This window comes from Herbaspirillum rubrisubalbicans, from assembly GCF_003719195.1.
Taxonomy (GTDB): domain Bacteria; phylum Pseudomonadota; class Gammaproteobacteria; order Burkholderiales; family Burkholderiaceae_D; genus Herbaspirillum; species Herbaspirillum rubrisubalbicans.
Window position 1 is genome coordinate 2,669,507 of sequence record NZ_CP024996.1, and the last position, 23,998, is coordinate 2,693,504.

The 23,998-nt window shown below is 63.0% G+C and carries 3 protein-coding genes; all 3 read left to right on the top strand.

Annotated elements, in window-relative coordinates; all coding sequences use genetic code 11:
• Window positions 1-21: 21 nt before the first annotated feature.
• Genes RC54_RS11920 through RC54_RS11930 form a run of 3 tightly spaced genes read left to right on the top strand, consistent with a single transcriptional unit; the run spans window position 22 to window position 23,987 of the window.
• A complete protein-coding gene (locus tag RC54_RS11920) occupies window positions 22-9,597 on the top strand; it encodes a non-ribosomal peptide synthetase (protein ID WP_208652677.1) in 9,576 nt (3,191 codons plus the stop codon).
• A gap of 27 nt (window positions 9,598-9,624) precedes the next feature.
• Window positions 9,625-17,529 carry a non-ribosomal peptide synthetase gene (locus RC54_RS11925; RefSeq protein WP_123020441.1) on the top strand — a complete coding sequence of 2,635 codons (7,905 nt, stop codon included), beginning with the start codon at window positions 9,625-9,627 and terminating at the stop codon, window positions 17,527-17,529.
• Window positions 17,526-23,987 (top strand): non-ribosomal peptide synthetase, encoded by a 6,462-nt coding sequence (locus tag RC54_RS11930; RefSeq protein WP_123020442.1) that lies wholly within the window; start codon window positions 17,526-17,528, stop codon window positions 23,985-23,987. The genes RC54_RS11925 and RC54_RS11930 overlap by 4 nt, the downstream gene beginning before the upstream one ends.
• Window positions 23,988-23,998: the final 11 nt, after the last annotated feature.

Sequence of the window (23,998 nt, forward strand, 5' to 3'; positions counted from 1 at the left end):
GTTCTGGATGCTCTGGAAGGAATGTCACCGTTACAACGCCAGGCAGCGCTGACCATGTTGCGCGCCAAGGGCTTGCTGCCCGACGCCGGGCCTGCGGCCTATGCCTTGGAACAGACGCAAGCTCAGCCCGACCAGTCGCGTGCGCCCTTGTCCTATGCCCAGCAGCGGCTATGGTTCCTGTGGCAGCTGGATCCGGCCAGTCCGGCCTACAATTTGTCGAACATCATCGATCTGCAAGGCCCGCTCAATCTGCCGGCATTGGAACGGACCTTAGCGAGCCTGGTAGCGCGCCACGCCGCATTGCGCACTCACTTTGCGGAGCAAGATGGCCAAGCCTGGCAATGCGTGGCTGACCCCGGGCCGGTGGTGCTGCCGGTGGAGGGTACCCTCGATACGCCGTTGACACCGCAACATGCCGCCGAACTCGCGCGCCATGAAGCACACCGCCCCTTCGATTTGCAGCATGGTCCGTTGCTGCGGGCCCGTTTGCTGGTGCTAGGTCCACAAATGCATCAGTTGCTGCTGACAATGCACCACAGCATCAGTGACGGCTGGTCCTTGGCCTTGCTGCCGGACGAGTTGCGCGCGCTGTATGCCCATCACGCCGGCGGCGCGCCGCTGACGTTGGCGCCGTTGCCGTTGCAATATCCGCAATACGCTGCCTGGCAGCGACGCTGGATGGAGCAGGGCGAGCGGGCGCGTCAACTGGACTACTGGACGCGTCAACTGGGCGGCCATGTGACTCGGCTGGAACTGCCCAGCGACCGGCCGCGCGCCACCGCGCAAGGCGATGCCGGCGCTCACCACTATTTCAGCCTGACGCCGGACGTGAGCGATCGCATCAAGTCGTTTTGTCAGACGTCCGGGGTGACGCTGGCTATGTTCTTGCTGGCCTGCTTCAAGGCGGTACTGTATCGCCACAGCGGCCAGCAGGACATCTGGATCGGCGTACCCAACGCCAATCGTCCCCATCCTGAGACCGAAGCCATGCTCGGCTTTTTCGTCAACACCCAGGTGCTGCGTACGGATCTGACGGGGGCGCCCAGCTTCGACACTTTGCTCTGTCGCGTGCGCGACAACTTCATCCAGGCCCAGCAGCATCAGGATCTGCCGTTCGACCAACTGGTGGAAGCGCTCAACCCGCAGCGCAGCGCCAAGGGCAATCCGTTGTTCGATGCCAAATTCACGATGATGGTACCGATCGAACGCCACTGGCAGGGTGGCGGACTGGCTTTCACAATGCGCGACAGCCCGGTGCTGCACAGCCATTTCGAGCTGAGTCTGGACGCCACCGACCTCGGCGCGCACATCGACGGCTGCTTCACATACGCAACCGCTTTATTCGATGCTGACCGCATTGCACGCCTGGCGGCGCAATTGACAGTATTTGCCGACGAAGCCGCCGCGCACAGCGACCGTTCTATCGATCAGATCGCCTTGCTCGGACCACAGCAACAGCAGCAGTTGGTGGAATGGTCGACAGGGCCAGATCCGGCGCTGCAGGTCGGTAGCGTGCTGCAGATGTTTCAGGCCATGGCAATGGCGCACCCCGAACAAACCGCGCTGAGCGACGCCACACAGCAGCTCAGTTATGCGCAGCTGGAACAGGCTGCTACCAGTCTGGCGCACACCTTGATTGAGGCCGGCGTCACGACGGAAACGCCGGTAGCGGTGTGCGCGCCGCGCTCAGCCGATCTGGTGGTGGGCATGCTGGCGGTGATGAAGGCGGGGGGCATCCACGTGCCGCTGGATCCCGAACTGCCGGCGGCCCGCCTGCGAGGGCAGTTGGCCGATTGCGGCGCCCGAATCGTGCTGGGTGCGCCGCAACACCTGTCATGGATGGCGTCACAGCCGGAAGGGCTGGTGTGCCTGTCGCTGGCAGGGTACCCGCAAGCAGCAGTGCAACCGTCAGGACTGCCGGCGCTGCCGCTTCCCCATCCGCAACAAGCGGCTTATATCATCTACACCTCGGGTTCGACCGGCCGTCCCAAGGGCGTAGTGGTTAGTCACGCGGCATTGGCCAACTACACCGGTGGTCTGCTGCAACGCCTGGCTGCCAAGGAGCCGCTGGCCATGGCCATGGTGTCGACGCCAGCAGCTGACCTCGGGCACACGGTACTGTTCGGCGCATTGTGCGGCGGTCACACCTTGCATCTGCTGGCGCCACAGGTCTGTTTCGATCCGGATGCCTTTGCCGCTTATCTGCGCCAATGCCACATCGGGGTGCTGAAAATCGTGCCGAGCCATCTGAGTGCCTTACTGCATGCGGCCGATGCTCAGGGTGCATTGCCTTGGCATACCTTGATCATTGGCGGCGAGACTGCGCCGGTCGAGCTGCTGCACCAGTTGCGCACCTTGCGCCCGGAGTGCCGCGTAATCAACCACTACGGCCCCACCGAAACCACTGTCGGCGTGCTCACCCATGTGATGGACAAGCTGTCGCTGCCGGCCACTCCATTACCAGTCGGTATGCCCTTACCCGGCATGCGCGCCAGCATCCTTGATGCCCATCTGCAACGGCTTCCGCCGGGTGTGCCGGGCGAACTCTATCTGGGTGGTGTGGGCGTGGCACGCGGCTATCACGGTCGCGCAGACCTGAGCGCCGAACGGTTCGTGCCGGATCCCTTTACTGACTCTGGCGAACGGCTCTACCGCACCGGCGACCGCGCCCGTTACCGCAGTGACGGCAGTATCGAGTTCCTCGGCCGCGCCGACGATCAGGTCAAGATCCGTGGCTATCGGGTGGAGCCCGGCGAGGTGGCGCAGGTGCTGCGCGGCCTGACGGGGGTGGATCAGGCAGTGGTGGTAACGCTGGCTGACGAACACGAACCCGACAAACTGCGCCTGCACGCCTATTACACTGCCGGTGCGCCAGATGCCCCACAACCAGCGGCGCTTCAGGATGCTTTGCAGGCCCTGTTGCCCGATTATATGCAGCCGGCGTCCTTGCAGCGCCTAAATGCGCTGCCACTGACGGCCAATGGCAAGCTCGATCGCCAGCGTCTGCCCCGTTTTGCCTCGCCGCTGGCAGAGGCCGTCGGCGCCGCAAAGCCCCGCAATCCGCTGGAAGAAACTCTGGCCGCCATCTGGGCAGAGGTACTCAAGTGCGAGCAGATTGGCATTCATGACAATTTCTTTGCTTTGGGTGGGGACTCCATCCTCAGCCTGCAGATCATCGCGCGTGCGCGCAAGCGCGGCATCAAGCTCAGTCCTCGGCAGATCTTCGAGCAGCAAAGTATTGCCGCGCTGGCGCAGGGGCTCCACGATAAAAATGGTATCGGCGAGGGTGCCACCAGGCAGGCGCCGGTCACCGTCCCCCGAGCAGACCGGTCGCGCGCCTTGCCCATGTCGCATGCGCAGGAGCGGCTATGGTTGCTGTGGGCGCTGGATCCGCAAAGCCGTGCTTATAACCTGACCCAGGCCATGCACTGGCGGGGCCAGCTCAATGTGGCGGCCCTGCAGTCGGCACTGGATGCGCTCGTGGCGCGCCACGAGAGCCTGCGCACAGTATTCATCCCGGCAGGCACCTCCGCCCGGCAGCATGTCCATGCGGCTGCGGATGCGCAATTGGTGCTGGCGCACGACACGCTGCCGCCCGACCTGCCGGACAGCGCGTTGCCCGCCCTGCGCGAACGTCTGGACCGTCTACCTTTCGATCTGACGCAAGGTCCCTTGCTGCGCGCGCTACTGCTGGCGCGCACGGGAGAACAGGGCAATTGCGACGACCATGTGCTTGTCTTGTCCATGCACCACATCTGTGGCGATGGCTGGTCACTCAACCTGCTGTATGAAGAACTGGTGCTGGCTTATCAGGCTGCCTGCGCCGGCCGGCTTCCAGACTGGCAGCCGCTGCCCATCCAGTACGCCGACTATGCCGCCTGGCAACACCAAGCGCAGACGCAAACCGACTGGCCAGCCCAGCGCAACTACTGGCTAGCGCGTCTGAACGGCGCCGACGCACTGCCCGCATTGCCCTATGACCATCCGCGTCCGACTGTGCGTAGCGGCGCCGGCGCGTGGATCCGGCGGCGCATCCCGCACCATGTCACCAGTGGCTTGCGCATTCTGGCACGCAACGCAGATGCCTCGCTCTCGATGGCCTTGCTGAGCAGCTTTGCACTGCTGTTGCGCCACCACGGCGCGGCAGCCGATCTCACCATTGGCATGCCAGTCGCCAATCGCCGCTGGCAGGAGACAGAAGCCCTGATCGGCTTCTTCGTCAACATGCTGGCGCTACGGATCGATACTGCCAGCAGCAGCAACCTGCAGGGCTTGCTTGCCCATGTCCGCAATGTGGTGCTGGATGCCCAGCAGCATCAGGATCTGCCGTTTGAACAAGTCGTGGCAGCGCTGCAGCCAGCGCGTAGCATGGCACATACGCCTCTGTTTCAGGTGGTCTTCAATCATCAGGTCCGTCATGTCGAAACACTGCGTCGCTTGCCGGGACTCGATATCAGCCTGCTGGATACCACGCTGCCTAGCACCAAGTTCGACCTCAGCCTGCACACCAGCGAGATTGAAGATGAGCTCAACGCCGTGTTCGAATACAGCACCGACCTGTTCGATGCAACCACCATCGACCGCATGGCCGACCAATGGTTGTTGCTACTGGAAGGCATGGTCGCTGATCCCGCCGCCCGCATCAGCGATTTGCCACTGCAGGATGCGACCACGCGCCAAGCCCTGCTGCAAGACTGGAATCCGCAACAGGTGGACCACCCAGAGCAAGCCTGCCTGCATACCCTGATCGAAGCGCAAGCTGCGCATCGCCCCCATGCAATGGCAGTCGACCAACTCAGCTACGACCAACTGAACCGCCGCGCCAATCGGCTGGCGCACCGGCTGATCCAACTTGGTGCCGGACCAGAACGCCTGGTCGGCGTTGCCATGGAGCGGGGGCCAGATCTCATCATCACCTTGCTGGCCGTGCTCAAGGCCGGCGCCGCTTACTTGCCGCTGGATCCCGCTTATCCGCCGCAGCGGCTGGCTTACATGATCGATGATGCACAGCCGGTGCTGGTGCTCTCCGAGAATGGTATTGATCTCCCCGTGAACACGGTTCAGGGCATCAATCTGAGCGCTCTGGATCTCAGCGCAGAACCAGAGAGCAATCCATCCAATCAATCCGTCCCCGGCAATCTGGCCTACTGCATTTACACCTCCGGCTCCACCGGCCAGCCCAAGGGCGCTTTGCTGACGCACCGTCACGTCACGCGACTGTTCCAGAGCACTGCCGGTCAATACCACTTCGGCCCGGAGGATGTCTGGACACTGTTTCACTCTTACGCCTTCGACTTCTCGGTCTGGGAAATCTTTGGCGCATTGCTGCATGGCGGCCGTCTGGTTGTCGTGCCGCATTTGGTCAGCCGCTCGCCACAAGACTTTCATCGCTTGCTGCTTGAACAAGGTGTAACCGTCCTCAACCAGACTCCATCGGCCTTCCGTCAATTGATCCCGGAAGCCCTGAGCACCAACGATGCAGGCCGTTTGCGACTGGTGATCTTTGGTGGTGACGCCCTCGACACCGGCAGCCTGCAGCCATGGTTCGACGCCTTCGACGACCATCAGCCGCAATTGGTCAACATGTACGGCATCACCGAAACTACGGTCCATGTCAGCTATCGCCCGATCACGATTGATGACTGCCGGCGGTCCGTCAGCCCCATCGGGGCAGTACTGGACGATCTCAGTTGGTATGTACTGGATGATGCCCTCAATCCGGTGCCGCCCGGCGTCACCGGCGAACTCTACATCGGCGGTGCCGGGCTGGCACGCGGTTATCTGGGACGGCCCGCACTCACTGCACAACGTTTCATTCCCAATCCTTTCGGTTCCGGGCGTCTGTACCGCACCGGCGATCAGGCCCGTTGGCACCTTGAAGAAGGCATGCAATACCTCGGCCGTAATGATCGGCAGGTCAAGCTGCGCGGTTTCCGCATCGAGCTTGGCGAAATCGAAGCTGCCTTGAAAGCCCAGCCGGGCGTCACTGATGCCGTGGTGCTGATTCATCAGGGCGCAGCAGGCGAACAACTAGTCGCCTATCTGGTGGCCCCCAGCGATCTGGCCCGCGATGGCTTGCGCGCCGCGCTGGCGACACGTCTGCCCGACTACATGCTGCCGGCCCATTACATGTTGCTTGATCAATTCCCGCTGACCGCCAACGGCAAGCTGGACCGTCAACAACTGCCGCCACCCGAGGCCGTGCAGGACCAATATGTCGCCCCCGAAGGCCCTATCGAAACCGCACTGGCTGCCATCTGGCAAGAGGTGCTGGGCGTGGAACGGGTAGGGGCCACGGATAATTTCTTCGAACTGGGAGGGCACTCGCTGCTGGCAACTCAAGTGGTGGCGCGAGTGAGCCACCACCTGGGCGCCAATTTGCCTCTGCGCGCCGTTTTCGAGGCACCGCAGCTGGGCGCTCTGGCCGCGCTCGTCACGCCCGGCAATGTCGGTCCCGGAATCATCGCGCAAGACAGGCATCAGGCCCCGCTATCGCCGCTACAGCAGCGCCTCTGGTTCCTGTGGCAACTGGCACCGGGCAGCACCGCGTATCACATCACACGCCGCTTTTCGCTGTCGGCCCGGCTCCATCCTGCCGCTCTGGAACACGCCGTGCTGGCGCTGGCACAGCGTCAGGCGATGCTGCGCACTCGCTTCGAGCAGCATGATGGGCTGGTGCAGCAAGACATCCTCACACAAGCGGTGGTGCGCCCGCAATGGCATCACGCGGCGGATCGGCAGAATGCGCTTGACTGGCTGGAACAGCAAGCACAAATGCCCTTCGATCTGACGCAGGGACCGGCATGGCGCATTGCCGTGGCGGAAACAGCTGATGCAGCTGATGGCGTCCAATACCTGCAGATCAGCCTGCATCACATCGTGGCCGATGCCCGTACCGTACAGTTGCTGATTCAGGAACTGACGGCCCTGTATCGCGGTGACACACTGTTGCCGCTGCCGGTGCAATACGCCGACTATGCCGACTGGCAGCAGCAGTGGCTGGCCGCCGGCCACGCTCAACGCCAGCTGCATTATTGGCAGCAAGCACTGGCAGGCTTGCCGGAGCAGGCCCGCCTGCCGACCGACCATGTCCGTCCGCGCCAACCCAGCCATCGGGGTGGGCAGCTGCTGCTGCGCTTACCGGCGCCGCTCGCGCGTAGCGTACTCGAACTGGCGCGACGTGCCGGTGCCACTCCGTTCATGGCGCAACTGGCCCTGTTCCAGTGCCTGTTATGGCGTCTGGGCGGACAAGCCGATGTCGCCGTCGGCGTTCCGGTGGTCAATCGCCCCCGACTGGAGACCGAGGGCCTGGTAGGATGTTTCCTCAACACTCAGGTCATGCGCACGCAGATTGATGGAGCTGGCAGTCTGTGGGCGCTACTGGCCCAAGTGCGGGAAGTGGTGATGCAGGCGCAGTCGCATCAGGAATTGCCCTTCGAGCAGTTGGTGGAAGTCCTGCAACCGGCACGCAGCCTAGATCGCCATCCGTTGTTTCAGGTCGCCTTCGATTATCGTCAGGCCGATGCCACGTTGTTGCCTCATCTGGGGCAGGCTGCCTTGCAGGAAATGCCGCGTGCTCACGTGATCGCCAAGTTCGACCTCGAGCTGGCGTTGCAGGAAACCAGCCGGGACGAATTGCAGGCCAGCTTCACCTACGCCGAGGATCTGTTTGAAGCCGCTACCATTGGTCGCCTGAGCGAGTACTGGCAGCAGTTGTTGGAAGCGGTGGTGGCCAATCCCGATGCACCTCTGGACGCACTGCCGCTGTTGCCCGCAGCAGAACTGGCACAGATACAGCAAGCCAACGCCAGCGCCATGGACTATCCGCGTACGGCGTGCCTGCACCAACTGATTGAGCAACGCGTCCACGAGCGTGCGGCCGAGATCGCCCTCATCATGGATCACCAACACCTGACCCATGGCGAACTGCAACAGCGCGCCAACAGCCTGGCCGTCCACCTGCAGGCACTTGGTGTGGGGCCGGATGTGCTGGTGGGCGTGGCCATGCCACGCGGACCGATACAGATCATCAGCCTGCTGGCCATCCTCAAGGCCGGCGGCGCCTATCTGCCGCTGGACCCCGCCTATCCCGCCCAGCGTCTGGCAGACATGGCCAACGATGCCCAGCCATTGCTGTTGCTGACCCAATCCAGCGTCAATCTGCCGCCCATGGCCGGCCAGCGCCTCATCATTGACGACCTGCCAGAACTCAGCACCGAGGTGGTCACCAGCACGGTAACACCGGCCAATCTGGCCTATTGCATCTACACCTCCGGTTCCACCGGCAAGCCCAAGGGCGTGATGATCAGCCATGGCAATCTGGTCAATTTCCTGTACACCATGGCACAGGCCCCGGGCCTGACGCGCGACGACCGCATTCTGGGCCTGACTTCCCTGTCTTTCGACATCGCCGGTCTGGAAATCTGGCTGCCGCTGTTACAGGGCGCACAACTGGTGCTCAGCAGCCGAGATCAGGCACAAGACCCGCGCCAGTTGCTAGCGCTCATTGCCCAGCATGACATCTCGGTAATTCAGGCCACCCCGTCAACATGGCGCATGCTCAGCGAACAAGACAACCTCACGCTGCTGCATGGACGCACACTGTTGTGCGGCGGCGAAGCCTTGCCAGCAGACCTGGCTGCGCGCCTGCTGGCCACCGGAGCACATGTGTGGAATGTGTACGGCCCCACCGAAACTACGATCTGGTCGGCGCGCCAGCTACTCACCATCGATGCTCCCAAACCGCTGCTGGGTGGCCCCATCGGCAACACACAACTGCACGTGCTGGACGCGGCCATGCAGGTGTGCGCAGCCAATGTGGTGGGCGAGCTCTATATCGGTGGCGACGGGGTAGCACGCGGTTATCGTGGCCGTCCCGGCTTGACGGCTGAGCGCTTCATCCCCGATCCCTGCAGTGCTCCGGGCGCGCGCCTGTATCGCACCGGTGATCTGGCGCGACGCTTGCCGGATGGCGCTATCGACTATGTCGGGCGCATCGATGATCAGGTCAAATTACGCGGCTTCCGCATCGAACTGGGCGAGATCGAAGCCCATCTGCTGGCGCATGCCGAGGTGCGTCAGGCCGTAGTGGTACTGCGTGAAGGGCGGCTGGTGGCATATCTGGTGACCGATGCCGGGTTCGATCAGGCGTCGCTGCAACAGCAATTGGCGGCCTGTCTGCCTGACTACATGTTGCCTACGCAATGGGTGCGACTGGAGCAGTTGCCACTTACCGCCAACGGCAAGATCGACCGCAAGCAATTGCCGTTGGTGGCGCTGGAACATGAAGCCTTTATTGCTCCTGCCGGCCCCACCGAGACCGCTATCGCCACCATCTGGCAAGACGTGCTGGGCGTGCCTCAGGTCGGCGCCAGCGACAACTTCTTTGCCCTCGGCGGACATTCCTTGTTGGCGACGCGCGTCATGGCGCGCGTACAGCGGCAACTACAAGTGAGCCTGCCGCTACAGGTGTTTTTTGAATTGCTGACGCCGGCCCAACTGGCTCGCCATATCGACAGCCTGACGTCTGGTGCCGTGCCCGACAGCGCGCAAGCCAGTGCCCGTGCGGCCGATCTGCTCGCTGCACTGGAGCAGTAGCCCTTAACCCAAGCAAACAGACCCGACATGGACCAACAGATCGCCACCGTACGCCGCTTCCTCGCCTTGCCTGCGGCAAAGCGGAAATTGTTCTGGCAGCAATTGCAGGATGCCGGTATCGATTTGCGCCAGTTTCCGATTCCCCCGGCGCTGGGTCATGAAGACCAGCCGTCGCTGTCGCAGTCACGGCTGTGGTTCCTGTGGCAGTTGGCGCCTGACAGTGCCCTGTACAACATTCCCGGCGCACTGGAATTGGAGGGCGAGCTCGATACCAGCGCACTGTCCGCCGCTTTCGAAGGACTGGCTCAGCGCCATCCGGTGTTGCGCAGCAACTTTATCGAACGCGACGGTCAGCCGACGGTAGTGGTCCATACGACCCGCAGCTTCGCGCTGGAATGGATCGATCTGTCCGCGCTGATCGGCACCGCCCAGCAACAGGCCTTGGCTGCTGCCACCCAGCGCCATGGGCTGGCACCTTTTGATCTGACCACAGACGTCCTGATGCGGGTGGCCTTGGTGCGTCTGGCACCGGCACGCCACGTGCTACTGTTGTGCCTGCACCATATCGTGGCCGATGGCTGGTCTTTGCAACTGCTGATGCAGGAACTGGCGCTGCGGTATTCCCAACACTGCGATCCTGCCGCTGTTGATGCTGATGTTGATGTGGAAGCGGCGGCGCCTGCCTTGCGCTATTCCGACTATGCCGTCTGGCAGCGCGCCTGGCTGGAGGCGGGCGAGGGCGAACGCCAGTTGGCTTATTGGCGCACCGTGCTGGGCCAGGACCATACACTGCTGGCGCTGCCACACGACCGCGCGCGGCCGGCGCAATCCAGCTGGCAGGGCGCAGCGTTGCGGTGCCGGTTGCCGGCGCCGCTGGTGAAGGCTTTACACGAACAGGCGCGCCATCACGGAGCCACGCCGTTCATGTTGCTGTTGGCAGGTTTCCAATTGTTGTTGCACCGACTGTCTGGACAAGCCCAGGTACGCGTTGGCGTCCCCATGGCCAATCGCCAGCGCAGCGAAACCGAAGAGGTGGTCGGGTGCTTCATTAATACGCAGGTGATGCAGGCCATACTGACGGACGACATGCGGGTGGCGCAGTTGCTGGCACAGGTGCGGGATACCGTGATTCAGGCGCAAGGCCAACAGGACCTGCCGTTCGACCAGTTGGTGGAGGCATTGCAGCCGCAGCGCGGCCTTAGCCACCATCCGTTGTTCCAGGCCATGTTCAATTACCAACAGCAAAATCAGGGACATTGGGAGACATGGCCGGGCATGTCGGTACGCCAGCTGGATCGCGCCGTGCATGTGGCCAAGTTCGACCTCGACCTGACGGTGATCGTCAACGGCCAAGGTCAGATGGATGCCATCCTGACCTATGCCACCGACCTGTTCGATGCAACCACCATCGACCGCATGGCCGACCAATGGTTGTTGCTACTGGAAGGCATGGTCGCTGATCCCACCGCCCGCATCAGCGATTTGCCACTGCAGGATGCGACCACGCGCCAAGCCCTGCTGCAAGACTGGAATCCGCAACAGGTGGACCACCCAGAGCAAGCCTGCCTGCATACCCTGATCGAAGCACAAGCTGCGCATCGCCCCCATGCAATGGCAGTCGACCAACTCAGCTACGACCAACTGAACCGCCGCGCCAATCGGCTGGCGCACCGGCTGATCCAACTTGGTGCCGGACCAGAACGCCTGGTCGGCGTTGCCATGGAGCGGGGGCCAGATCTCATCATCACCTTGCTGGCCGTGCTCAAGGCCGGCGCCGCTTACTTGCCGCTGGATCCCGCTTATCCGCCGCAGCGGCTGGCTTACATGATCGATGATGCACAGCCGGTGCTGGTGCTCTCCGAGAATGGTATTGATCTCCCCGTGAACACGGTTCAGGGCATCAATCTGAGCGCTCTGGATCTCAGCGCAGAACCAGAGAGCAATCCATCTAATCAATCCGTCCCCGGCAATCTGGCCTACTGCATTTACACCTCCGGCTCCACCGGCCAGCCCAAGGGCGCTTTGCTGACGCACCGTCACGTCACGCGACTGTTCCAGAGCACTGCCGGTCAATACCGCTTCGGCCCGGAGGATGTCTGGACACTGTTTCACTCTTACGCCTTCGACTTCTCGGTCTGGGAAATCTTTGGCGCATTGCTGCATGGCGGCCGTCTGGTTGTCGTGCCGCATTTGGTCAGCCGCTCGCCACAAGACTTTCATCGCTTGCTGCTTGAACAAGGTGTAACCGTCCTCAACCAGACTCCATCGGCCTTCCGTCAATTGATCCCGGAAGCCCTGAGCACCAACGATGCAGGCCGTTTGCGACTGGTGATCTTTGGTGGTGAAGCCCTCGACACCGGCAGCCTGCAGCCATGGTTCGACGCCTTCGGCGACCATCAGCCGCAATTGGTCAACATGTACGGCATCACCGAAACTACGGTCCATGTCAGCTATCGCCCGATCACGATTGATGACTGCCGGCGGTCCGTCAGCCCCATCGGGGCAGTACTGGACGATCTCAGTTGGTATGTACTGGATGATGCCCTCAATCCGGTGCCGCCCGGCGTCACCGGCGAACTCTACATCGGCGGTGCCGGGCTGGCACGCGGTTATCTGGGATGGCCCGCACTCACTGCACAACGTTTCATTCCCAATCCTTTCGGTTCCGGGCGTCTGTACCGCACCGGCGATCAGGCCCGTTGGCACCTTGAAGAAGGCATGCAATACCTCGGCCGTAATGATCGGCAGGTCAAGCTGCGCGGTTTCCGCATCGAGCTTGGCGAAATCGAAGCTGCCTTGAAAGCCCAGCCGGGCGTCACTGATGCCGTGGTGCTGATTCATCAGGGCGCAGCAGGCGAACAACTAGTCGCCTATCTGGTGGCCCCCAGCGATCTGGCCCGCGATGGCTTGCGCGCCGCGCTGGCGACACGTCTGCCCGACTACATGCTGCCGGCCCATTACATGTTGCTTGATCAATTCCCGCTGACCGCCAACGGCAAGCTGGACCGTCAACAACTGCCGCCACCCGAGGCCGTGCAGGACCAATACGTCGCCCCCGAAGGCCCTATCGAAACCGCACTGGCCGCCATCTGGCAAGAGGTGCTGGGCGTGGAACGGGTAGGGGCCACGGATAATTTCTTCGAACTGGGGGGGGATTCGATCATCTCTCTACAGATGGTGGCCCGCGCCCGTACAGCGGCGATCCGCCTGCATCCGAAGGATATCTTCTTGCATCAGCACATCCGTGCGCTGGCCGCCATCGTCGGCACAGCGCCGCCGCAAGCAGACCAGCAGAAACATCTGGAACAGCGCAGTGGTGATGTGCCGCTGACGCCGGTGCAATCGTGGTTCCTGCAGCGACCCATGGCGCAGCGCCATCACTGGAACCAGGCGATCCTGCTGAGCGTGCCGTCGCAGCTGAGGCCGGCCACGCTAGCGCAGGCCCTGACCACACTGGTGCGCCATCACGAAGGACTGCGCCTGGCCTTTACGCTGACGGCCGGCCAATGGCGCCAGTTTTATGGTCAGACCGACGAGGCGGCACTGCTGCAATGCTATCAGGTGCAAGGCGATGCAGACATGGCGCAGCTTGCCAACCGCGTGCAAGCCGGATTCGATCTGGCACGACCGGCCTTGCTCAAAGCGGTTCTGGCGCAATGGCCGGATGGCCAGCGCCGCCTGTTGCTGGTGGCGCATCACCTGGTGGTCGATGGCGTATCGTGGCGGATTCTGGTCGAAGACCTCAACACCCTGTGCAAGGGGGGGGCGCTGGCCGCGCCCAGTGCCTCCTTCAAGCGCTGGGCGCAGCATCTGCATCAGTTGGCGGCCGCTCCGGCGTTGCTGGCGCAGTTGCCGTTCTGGCATGCGCAGCTTGAAAATGCGCCGGACTTCCCGCGTGAACTGCCGGGTGCCCCGTGCAATCTGGCCGAACGCGGCCAGGCTGGCATGGCGTTGGAGCGCACGCTGACCGCCACACTGCTGCGCGAGGTACATGCACCATATCGCACCCGCATCGAAGACATCCTGCTGGCGGCACTGACGCGGTGCCTGTGCCGGTGGAGCGGCCAGACCTCGTTGCTGGTCGAACTTGAAGGCCACGGTCGCGAGGACGAAGACGGCGCCATCGACCTGAGCCGTACGGTGGGGTGGTTCACCAGTGTCTATCCGGTGCGACTGGGACCGTTTGCAGATGACGGCACGGCTGCCGCGATCAAGACCGTCAAACAGCAACTGCGCGCGGTACCGCAACGCGGACTGGGATATGGCATCCTGCGCCACTTGTCACGGCATCCCGCGCTAGAAGCGCCGACACTGGGCCAGCCCCGCGTGACCTTCAACTACCTTGGTCAATTCGACAGCCTGACCGCCCAGCAGGATGGTTTGCGTCTGGTCAGCGGAGAACTCGGTGCCAGCCGCTCGCAACAGGCGCCGCTGGACAACTGGCTGGTCTTCAACGGCGCGGTGCGTGACGGGCAACTGCGCTTCACTTGTGAATTCAGCCCGCAGCAATACCATGCACCGACCATCAACAGCTTGCTGCAGGATTGGCAGCAAACGCTGGAAACGATGGCGCAACATTGTCTGGATAGCAGCACCCGCGCCGCCGTCACCCCCAGTGACTTCCCGCTGGCCGACCTCAGCCAACAAGATCTGGACGACTTACCGGTGGATTGGTCCAGGGTGGAAGACTTGTATCCCGCCGCGCCGCTGCAGCAGGGCATTCTGTTCCATACCTTGCTGGAGCCCGGACAGGGCGTCTACCTGAATCAGCTGGTGCTGGATATCGATGGCCTGGACGCCTCCCGTTTCATTGCCGCCTGGCAGCATGTGGTGACGCGCCATCCGATCCTTCGAACCGGTTTCGTCATCCCGGCAGGACGTGGGCCGGCGCAGGCTTTGCAGGTGGTGTATCGCCACGCCCGCATGCCGGTCGCGCTGGAAGATCTTCGGCAGCTTGCGCCGCCGGCGCAGCAGGCCCGTTTGCAGGACTTGCAGCAGCATGCTCTGCAACAAGGTTTCGAGCTGGCGCAGGCGCCGCTGCAAAAACTGATCCTGGCCCACATCGGCCCCGGCACCCAGCGGTACCAGTTCATCTGGACCCATCATCATTTGCTGATGGATGGCTGGAGCACCGCAGCGCTGATGGCGGAGGTGTGGCGCCACTACTTGGGCGAGGCCGGCGCCAGCCAGCCCGCGCCTGGTTATCGTGAACATATTGCCTGGCTGGCTGCCCGCGAACAGGAGCCGGCGCGCCAATTCTGGCTGGCGCGCCTGCGTCAGTTGCCGGAACCGACCTTGCTGGCCAACGTGCTGGCGCACGAGCGACCAACAGTGGGCGCAGGCGAAGCCACGCATCAGGTCCGCACCCACCGCCTGACGAGCGCAGCGACGCAAGCCCTGCAGCGCTTCGCCCAGACCAGCCGGATCACCCTCAATACATTGGTGCAAGCTGCCTGGATCGTGCTGTTGCAGCGCTATTGCAACCGCAGCCAGGTGGCCTTCGGCGCCACCGTTGCCGGTCGTCCGGCCGACTTGCCGCACGCGGGGGCGATTCTTGGACTGTTCATCAACACCTTGCCTGTGATCGCTGCCCCGGACCCTGGGCAGGTCGTCACCGATTGGCTGCAGGCGTTACAGGAACACAATCTGGACATGCGCGAGTACGAGCAGACCCCGTTGCAGCAGATCCAGAGCTGGTCCGCTGCCAGCGACGCCACAGGACAAACAGGACAAGCCGGGCGGGCGTTGTTTGACACCATTATCGTGTTCGACAACTATCCCACCGACCAGGCGCTGCGCAAACGCTGCGCGCGCAGCTTCAGCTTGTCCAAGGTGGCCGACCACGAAACGCCGCACTATCCGCTGACCATCGCGGTTGAGGCTGGGACGCAGTTGCGGTTCGAGTACACCTGGCTGCGACGTCATTTCAGTGAGGTCCGCATTGACGCCTTGCATGGTCATCTGCAGCACTTGCTGATGCAGATGACGCAAGCCTGCGCCAGCGGTCTGACCGTGGGCCAGCTGCAAATGCCGGACACGGCGCAACAACAGCAACTGGCGCAGTGGAGTGCACCACGGGCCGGCAGCGGGTATGTACATCAGCATGATGTGACCGCATTGTTCCAGCAGCAGGCGGCGCGTCAACCGCAGGCCGTGGCGCTGGTGTTTGCACAGCGCCAGATGAGCTATGGTGAACTCAATACCCGCAGTAACCGACTGGCGCACTGGTTACGCGACCAGGGCGTGGGGCCGGACACCGTGGTGGCGGTGGCCATGACGCGCAGCACCGAACTGTTGGTGGCTTTGCTGGCCATCCTCAAGGCCGGTGGCGCCTATCTGCCGCTGGATGTGGACCATCCGGCCGAGCGCTTGTCGTTCATGCTGCAGGACATGGCGCCGCGTCTGGTGCTGACGCAGGCCCACCTGCAAGCACGCCTGCCGGCTGGCATACTGCCGCCGGTATGGCGGGTCGATGCCGACTGGGAGCAGGCCGCATCCCAGCCCGATGACGATCTACCGTCATTGGCCGCGCCCGACAATTTGGCCTATTGCATCTATACCTCGGGCTCGACCGGCCAACCCAAGGCCGTCGTCAATACCCACCAAGGTCTGGCCCACCGCATGCTGTGGATGCGCGAGCACTACGGCGTAGGGCCCGATACCATCCTGCTGCACAAGGCGCCGTTCAGCTTCGATGTCTCGGTCTGGGAGCTGTTCCTGCCGCTGGTCAGCGGTGCCCGCATGGTCATCGCCGAACCCGATGAGCACAAGGATCCGCAGCGACTGTGTGCGTTGATCCGGCGTCACGCTATCCAGTTCGTGCATTTCGTGCCAGCCATGATGCGGCAGTTCCTGGCCGATCCCGATGCGTGCGCCTGCACCAGCCTGCTCCGAGTGTTTTCTGGGGGCGATGCGCTCAGCGCCGACTTGCAAGGGCTGTTGTTCGCCAGCCTGCCATGGGTGTCCCTGCACAACCGCTATGGCCCCACCGAGGCACTGATTTTTACCTCTTACTGGAACTGCAGCGATGACCGTGCCGCCAGCATTCCGATCGGCTATCCGGTTCATGACACCTGCATTCACATTCTCGACCCCGAGATGCATGCAGTCCCACCGGGCGTGCCGGGCGAGCTGTACATCGGCGGCATCGGTCTGGCGCGTGGCTACTTCGGCCGACCAGGCCTGAGCGCCGAACGCTTCGTGCCTGACCCGTTCGGGCCGGCCGGCCAGCGGCTGTATCGTACCGGTGACCTCGGGCTGTGGGGCACGGAAGGTGCCATCCGCTATCTGGGACGACTTGATCATCAGGTCAAGATTCGTGGCTTCCGTATTGAGTTAGGCGAAATCAGCGAGCGCATCAAGGGCCATCCCGGCGTGGCCGATGCCGTGGTGGTGGCGCTGGACACGCCTTCGGGCAAACAACTGGCCGGTTATTGGGTGGCGCAGGAGGGTGGGCAGCAGATTGACCAGGAAAGCCTGCGCCTGCATCTGCGGGCGGGCTTGCCCGAATACATGGTGCCGCCGTCACTGCAGCCGGTCGCTTCCATTCCGTTGATGATCAACGGCAAGGTCGACCTGAAGGCCTTGCCGCCACCACAATCTGGCCAGCACACGGAACCGGGCGGCGGACCCAAGCTGGCGCCACGCAGTCCCATGGAGCTGGAGCTGGCGCGCATCTGGCGCGAGGTTTTGGACATCGACGAAGTGGGGGTCGACGAGCACTTTCTCGACATTGGCGGTCATTCGTTGCTGGCCGCTCAGGTCACGGCGCGGGTGCGCCACGAGCTGGGCCTGGTGCTGCCCCTGCGCAGCATGTTTGAGTCCGGCACCATCGCCCAGCTGGCGGCAGAACTCGACGCTACCGCCGGCGACGGATTGGGCGGCACGATGTCAGAGCGCATCGATGCCTTGCTCTCGGAGACCGAAGCATGAAGCTGGATCAACAGAAATCCTTGCAACTGGCACGTCGTTTCATCGACCTGCCCACCGCCAAACGCCGCGACCTTTGGCAGCGTATGCGCGCCGAGGGCATTGACCCGAGCCTGCTGCCGCTACCCGCCGGCATCGCGGCCGCCACCGGCGCGCCGGCTTCGCACGCCCAGACGCGCATGTATTTCCTGTGGCGTTTGGCGCCGGACGACAGCGCTTATCACATCAACTTGGTACTGCATCTGGAAGGCGCATTGGACGTCGCCGCGCTATCGTCGGCACTGGGCCAGCTGGTGCGACGCCACGCGGTATTGCGTAGCAGCTTCCATGCCGGCCCAGATGGGCAGGTGATCGCCAGCGTACGTGCCGCCGATAGCACCGCACATGGCATCACGCTGCAGCAAATCGCCGATCCTCAGACGGAGTCGGCCGCGCGTGCTGCCATTGCCGCGCAGGTCGCAGCGCCGTTCGATCTGGCCCGGGATCCGCTGGTGCGCGCAAGCTTGCTGCAGTTGGAGTTGGGGCCGGGACCACAGTCGCATTGGCTCTCGTTGGTGCTGCATCACATCGTGGCCGACGAGCGCTCTTTGCGCGTCTGCATCGACGAGCTGATGCTGTTGTATGCGGCACATGTCCGGCAGCAGCCGGTCACGTTGCCGCCGGCCACCGTCAGCTACGCCGACTACGCCCTGTGGCAGCGCCATATGCTGGAGGCGGGCGAGGGCGCCAGCCAACTAGTTTATTGGCGTCAGACGCTGGTCGGACAATCCGCACCGTTGGCCTTGCCGGTGGACCACATGCGAGTGCCCGGGCCCGGGCGGACCATGCAGGGCGCGCAACACCGTTTCGCTTTGCCGCTGTCGCTGTCGACTGCGCTCATTCAACTGGCGCGCAGCCAGGATACCAGCCTGTTTACGCTGATGCTGACGGCATTTCATGCCTTGCTGTTCAGGCTGAGTGGGCAGAAAGAAGCGTGCCCGCAACGTATCGGTATCGCCGTGGCCAACCGAGATCGCCACGAATGTGAACGCATGGTGGGGCTGTTTCTCAATACCCAAGTGATTCAGGCGACGCCGGGCGGTCGGCAGTCCTTCGGCAGCTTGCTGGAACAGGTGCGTCAAGCCGTGCTGGGCGCACAGGCACATCAGGACCTGCCTTTCGAGCAGGTGGTGGAAGCCTTGCGACCTGAGCGCAGCATGGCATCACCGCTGTTCGAGGTGATGTTCAGCCACCTGCAGGCGGGCCGGCGGCAGGCCGACCTGAGTGATGTGGCCGGCTTGCGGGTCAGCATTGCGCCCTCGGAAGTCCAATCCGCCAAGTTCGACCTCGAACTGAACACACTGGAGCTGGACGGCAGTGTTCGCGGCGCCTTCACCTACGCCAGCGACGTGTTTGAAGCCGCTACCATTGGTCGCCTGAGCGAGTACTGGCAGCAGTTGTTGGAAGCGGTGGTGGCTAATCCCGATGCACCTCTGGACGCACTGCCGCTGTTGCCCACAGCAGAACTGGCACAGATACAGCAAGCCAACGCCAGCGCCATGGACTATCCGCGTACGGCGTGCCTGCACCAACTGATTGAGCAACGCGTCCACGAGCGTGCGGGCGAGATCGCCCTCATCATGGATCACCAACACCTGACCCATGGCGAACTGCAACAGCGCGCCAACAGCCTGGCCGTCCACCTGCAGGCACTTGGTGTGGGGCCGGATGTGCTGGTGGGCGTGGCCATGCCACGCGGACCGATACAGATCATCAGCCTGCTGGCCATCCTCAAGGCCGGCGGCGCCTATCTGCCGCTGGACCCCGCCTATCCCGCCCAGCGTCTGGCAGACATGGCCAACGATGCCCAGCCATTGCTGTTGCTGACCCAATCCAGCGTCAATCTGCCGCCCATGGCCGGCCAGCGCCTCATCATTGACGGCCTGCCAGAACTCAGCACCGAGGTGGTCACCAGCACGGTAACACCGGCCAATCTGGCCTATTGCATCTACACCTCCGGTTCCACCGGCAAGCCCAAGGGCGTGATGATCAGCCATGGCAATCTGGTCAATTTCCTGTACACCATGGCACAGGCCCCGGGCCTGACGCGCGACGACCGCATTCTGGGCCTGACTTCCCTGTCTTTCGACATCGCCGGTCTGGAAATCTGGCTGCCGCTGTTACAGGGCGCACAACTGGTGCTCAGCAGCCGAGATCAGGCACAAGACCCGCGCCAGTTGCTAGCGCTCATTGCCCAGCATGACATCTCGGTAATTCAGGCCACCCCGTCAACATGGCGCATGCTCAGCGAACAAGACAACCTCACGCTGCTGCATGGACGCACACTGTTGTGCGGCGGCGAAGCCTTGCCAGCAGACCTGGCTGCGCGCCTGCTGGCCACCGGAGCACATGTGTGGAATGTGTACGGCCCCACCGAAACTACGATCTGGTCGGCGCGCCAGCTACTCACCATCGATGCTCCCAAACCGCTGCTGGGTGGCCCCATCGGCAACACACAACTGCACGTGCTGGACGCGGCCATGCAGGTGTGCGCAGCCAATGTGGTGGGCGAGCTCTATATCGGTGGCGACGGGGTAGCACGCGGTTATCGTGGCCGTCCCGGCTTGACGGCTGAGCGCTTCATCCCCGATCCCTGCAGTGCTCCGGGCGCGCGCCTGTATCGCACCGGTGATCTGGCGCGACGCTTGCCGGATGGCGCTATCGACTATGTCGGGCGCATCGATGATCAGGTCAAATTACGCGGCTTCCGCATCGAACTGGGCGAGATCGAAGCCCATCTGCTGGCGCATGCCGAGGTGCGTCAGGCCGTAGTGGTACTGCGTGAAGGGCGGCTGGTGGCATATCTGGTGACCGATGCCGGGTTCGATCAGGCGTCGCTGCAACAGCAATTGGCGGCCTGTCTGCCTGACTACATGTTGCCTACGCAATGGGTGCGACTGGAGCAGTTGCCACTTACCGCCAACGGCAAGATCGACCGCAAGCAATTGCCGTCGGTGGCGCCGGAGCATGAAGCCTTTATTGCTCCTGCCGGCCCCACCGAGACCGCTATCGCCACCATCTGGCAAGACGTGCTGGGCGTGCCTCAGGTCGGCGCCAGCGACAACTTCTTTGCCCTCGGCGGACATTCCTTGTTGGCGACACAGGTGGCGTCGCGTCTGGAGCACCAGCTTGGACGGCGTATCGCCTTGCGCAGTCTGTTCGAGAGCCGCAATCTGCGGGCACTGGCGCAACAAATCGAACGCCGACAGGACCGTGCACCGCAAGTCTTAATCCCGGCGCTGGGTCAATCCAGCGGCCCGCTTTCATTGGCGCAAAGCCGGCTGTGGTTCCTGTGGCAATTGGCACCAGACGGGGCTGCCAGTGCCACTTATCACATCCCCATGGGCATGGAATTGCGCGGTGCGCTGGACCTACCGGCGTTGCAGCGCAGTCTGGATGCTTTGGCGGCACGCCATGCGATACTGCGCACCGTCTTGCGCGACACTCCTCAGGGCTTGCAGCAGCAGGTGCTGCCGGTGGCCCCGGCACTGCTGGCGCATATCGACTTGACGCAGCTTCCGCCACCGCAGGCGCAGTTGCAAGCCACGCAGGTGATAGCACAGCATGCGCAGCAGCCGTTCGACCTACGCGCAGGGCCGCCGATGCGTCTGGCCTTGCTCCGCTTGCCGCAGCAGCGCCATGTGCTGCTGCTGTGCCTGCACCATATCCTGGCCGACGCCTGGTCCATGCGTGTGTTACTGCGCGAATTCCGGCAACTCTACGAGGGCACCGCCGTCTTACCGGCGCTGCCGATCCAGTACCTCGACTATGCCTCTTGGCAGACGCAATGGCTGGCCAGCGGGGAGGGCGCACGGCAACTCGCCTATTGGAAGCAGGCGCTGGGCCAGCAGCAACCGCTGTTGCAATTGCCCGGCGAGCGCCCTCGACCGCCGCAGCCCAGCCACCGCGGTGCGCGCATTCGGCGCTCACTGACCATGGCGCCTGCCGTACAGGCTCTAGGCCGGGCCCGGCAAGCCACGCCGTTCATGGTCTTGCTGGCTAGCCTGCAACTGCTGCTTTACCGTTTGAGCGGGCAGCAAGATGTGCGCGTGGGAGTCCCCGTAGCCAATCGTCATCATCTGCAAACTGAAGGCTTGGTCGGCTGCTTCGTCAATACCCAGGTGTTGCGTGCCCAACTGCGCAGTGACATGGACAGCCTGCAGTTGCTGGAGCAGGTACGTGAAACCGTGCTACTGGCGCAGGCCCATCAAGATCTGCCATTCGAGCAGTTGGTCGAAGCGCTGCAGCCCGAACGTAGCCTCAACCACACGCCCTTGTTTCAGGTGATGTTTAATCACGAGCGGCTGGACGCCGATGAGCGCATGCCGATCGCAGGTCTGACGGTAGAGGCCGTCCGGCGCGACAGCCATCTGGCCAAGTTCGACCTTGACGTCGCCGTGATCGAAGATGCCCGGGGCGGGATGGAGCTGATGCTGACCTATGCCACCGACCTGTTCGATGCAACCACCATCGACCGCATGGCCGACCAATGGTTGTTGCTACTGGAAGGCATGGTGGCCGATCCCACTGCCCGCATCAGCGATTTGCCACTGCAGGATGCGACCACGCGCCAAGCCCTGCTGCAAGACTGGAATCCGCAACAGCTGGACCACCCAGAGCAAGCCTGCCTGCATACCCTGATCGAAGCGCAAGCTGCGCATCGCCCCCATGCAATGGCAGTCGACCAACTCAGCTACGACCAACTGAACCGCCGCGCCAATCGGCTGGCGCATCGGCTGATCCAACTTGGTGCCGGACCAGAACGCCTGGTCGGCGTTGCCATGGAGCGGGGGCCAGATCTCATCATCACCTTGCTGGCCGTGCTCAAGGCCGGCGCCGCTTACTTGCCGTTGGATCCCGTTTATCCGCCGCAGCGGCTGGCTTACATGATCGATGATGCACAGCCGGTGCTGGTGCTCTCCGAGAATGGTATTGATCTCCCCGTGAACACGGTTCAGGGCATCAATCTGAGCGCTCTGGATCTCAGCGCAGAACCAGAGAGCAATCCATCTAATCAATCCGTCCCCGGCAATCTGGCCTACTGCATTTACACCTCCGGCTCCACCGGTCAGCCCAAGGGCGCTTTGCTGACGCACCGTCACGTCACGCGACTGTTCCAGAGCACTGCCGGTCAATACCGCTTCGGCCCGGAGGATGTCTGGACACTGTTTCACTCTTACGCCTTCGACTTCTCGGTCTGGGAAATCTTTGGCGCATTGCTGCATGGCGGCCGTCTGGTTGTCGTGCCGCATTTGGTCAGCCGCTCGCCACAAGACTTTCATCGCTTGCTGCTTGAACAAGGTGTAACCGTCCTCAACCAGACTCCATCGGCCTTCCGTCAATTGATCCCGGAAGCCCTGAGCACCAACGATGCAGGCCGTTTGCGACTGGTGATCTTTGGTGGTGAAGCCCTCGACACCGGCAGCCTGCAGCCGTGGTTCGACGCCTTCGGCGACCATCAGCCGCAATTGGTCAACATGTACGGCATCACCGAAACTACGGTCCATGTCAGCTATCGCCCGATCACGATTGATGACTGCCGGCGGTCCGTCAGCCCCATTGGGGCAGTACTGGACGATCTCAGTTGGTATGTACTGGATGATGCCCTCAATCCGGTGCCGCCCGGCGTCACCGGCGAACTCTACATCGGCGGTGCCGGGCTGGCACGCGGTTATCTGGGACGGCCCGCACTCACTGCACAACGTTTCATTCCCAATCCTTTCGGTTCCGGGCGTCTGTACCGCACCGGCGATCAGGCCCGTTGGCACCTTGAAGAAGGCATGCAATACCTCGGCCGTAATGATCGGCAGGTCAAGCTGCGCGGTTTCCGCATCGAGCTTGGCGAAATCGAAGCTGCCTTGAAAGCCCAGCCGGGCGTCACTGATGCCGTGGTGCTGATTCATCAGGGCGCAGCAGGCGAACAACTAGTCGCCTATCTGGTGGCCCCCAGCGATCTGGCCCGCGATGGCTTGCGCGCCGCGCTGGCGACACGTCTGCCCGACTACATGCTGCCGGCCCATTACATGTTGCTTGATCAATTCCCGCTGACCGCCAACGGCAAGCTGGACCGTCAACAACTGCCGCCACCCGAGGCCGTGCAGGACCAATATGTCGCCCCCGAAGGCCCTATCGAAACCGCACTGGCTGCCATCTGGCAAGAGGTGCTGGGCGTGGAACGGGTGGGGGCCACGGATAATTTCTTCCGCCTCGGCGGCCATTCCCTGCTGGCGGCGCGCGCCATTGCCTTGGTGCGTCAACGGCTGCTGTATGAACTGCCGCTACGTCTGTTTTTCGAGGACGGTACCTTGGCGGCGCTGGCCAGCCATGCCCGGACCAACAGTGTGGGCAGCGGTGACACGACCGTAGCATCGCTGGATGCACTGTTGCGGCAATTCGAAACCTCCGCACTGGAAAACGGGTGACAGCTGACGCC

Bases quoted from the DNA above. Each gene is read 5' to 3' on its own strand.
- RC54_RS11920 (WP_208652677.1), top strand. From the start codon at position 22: ATGTCACCGTTACAACGCCAGGCAGCGCTGACCATGTTGCGCGCCAAG.
- RC54_RS11930 (WP_123020442.1), top strand. From the start codon at position 17,526: ATGAAGCTGGATCAACAGAAATCCTTGCAACTGGCACGTCGTTTCATC.
- RC54_RS11925 (WP_123020441.1), top strand. From the start codon at position 9,625: ATGGACCAACAGATCGCCACCGTACGCCGCTTCCTCGCCTTGCCTGCG.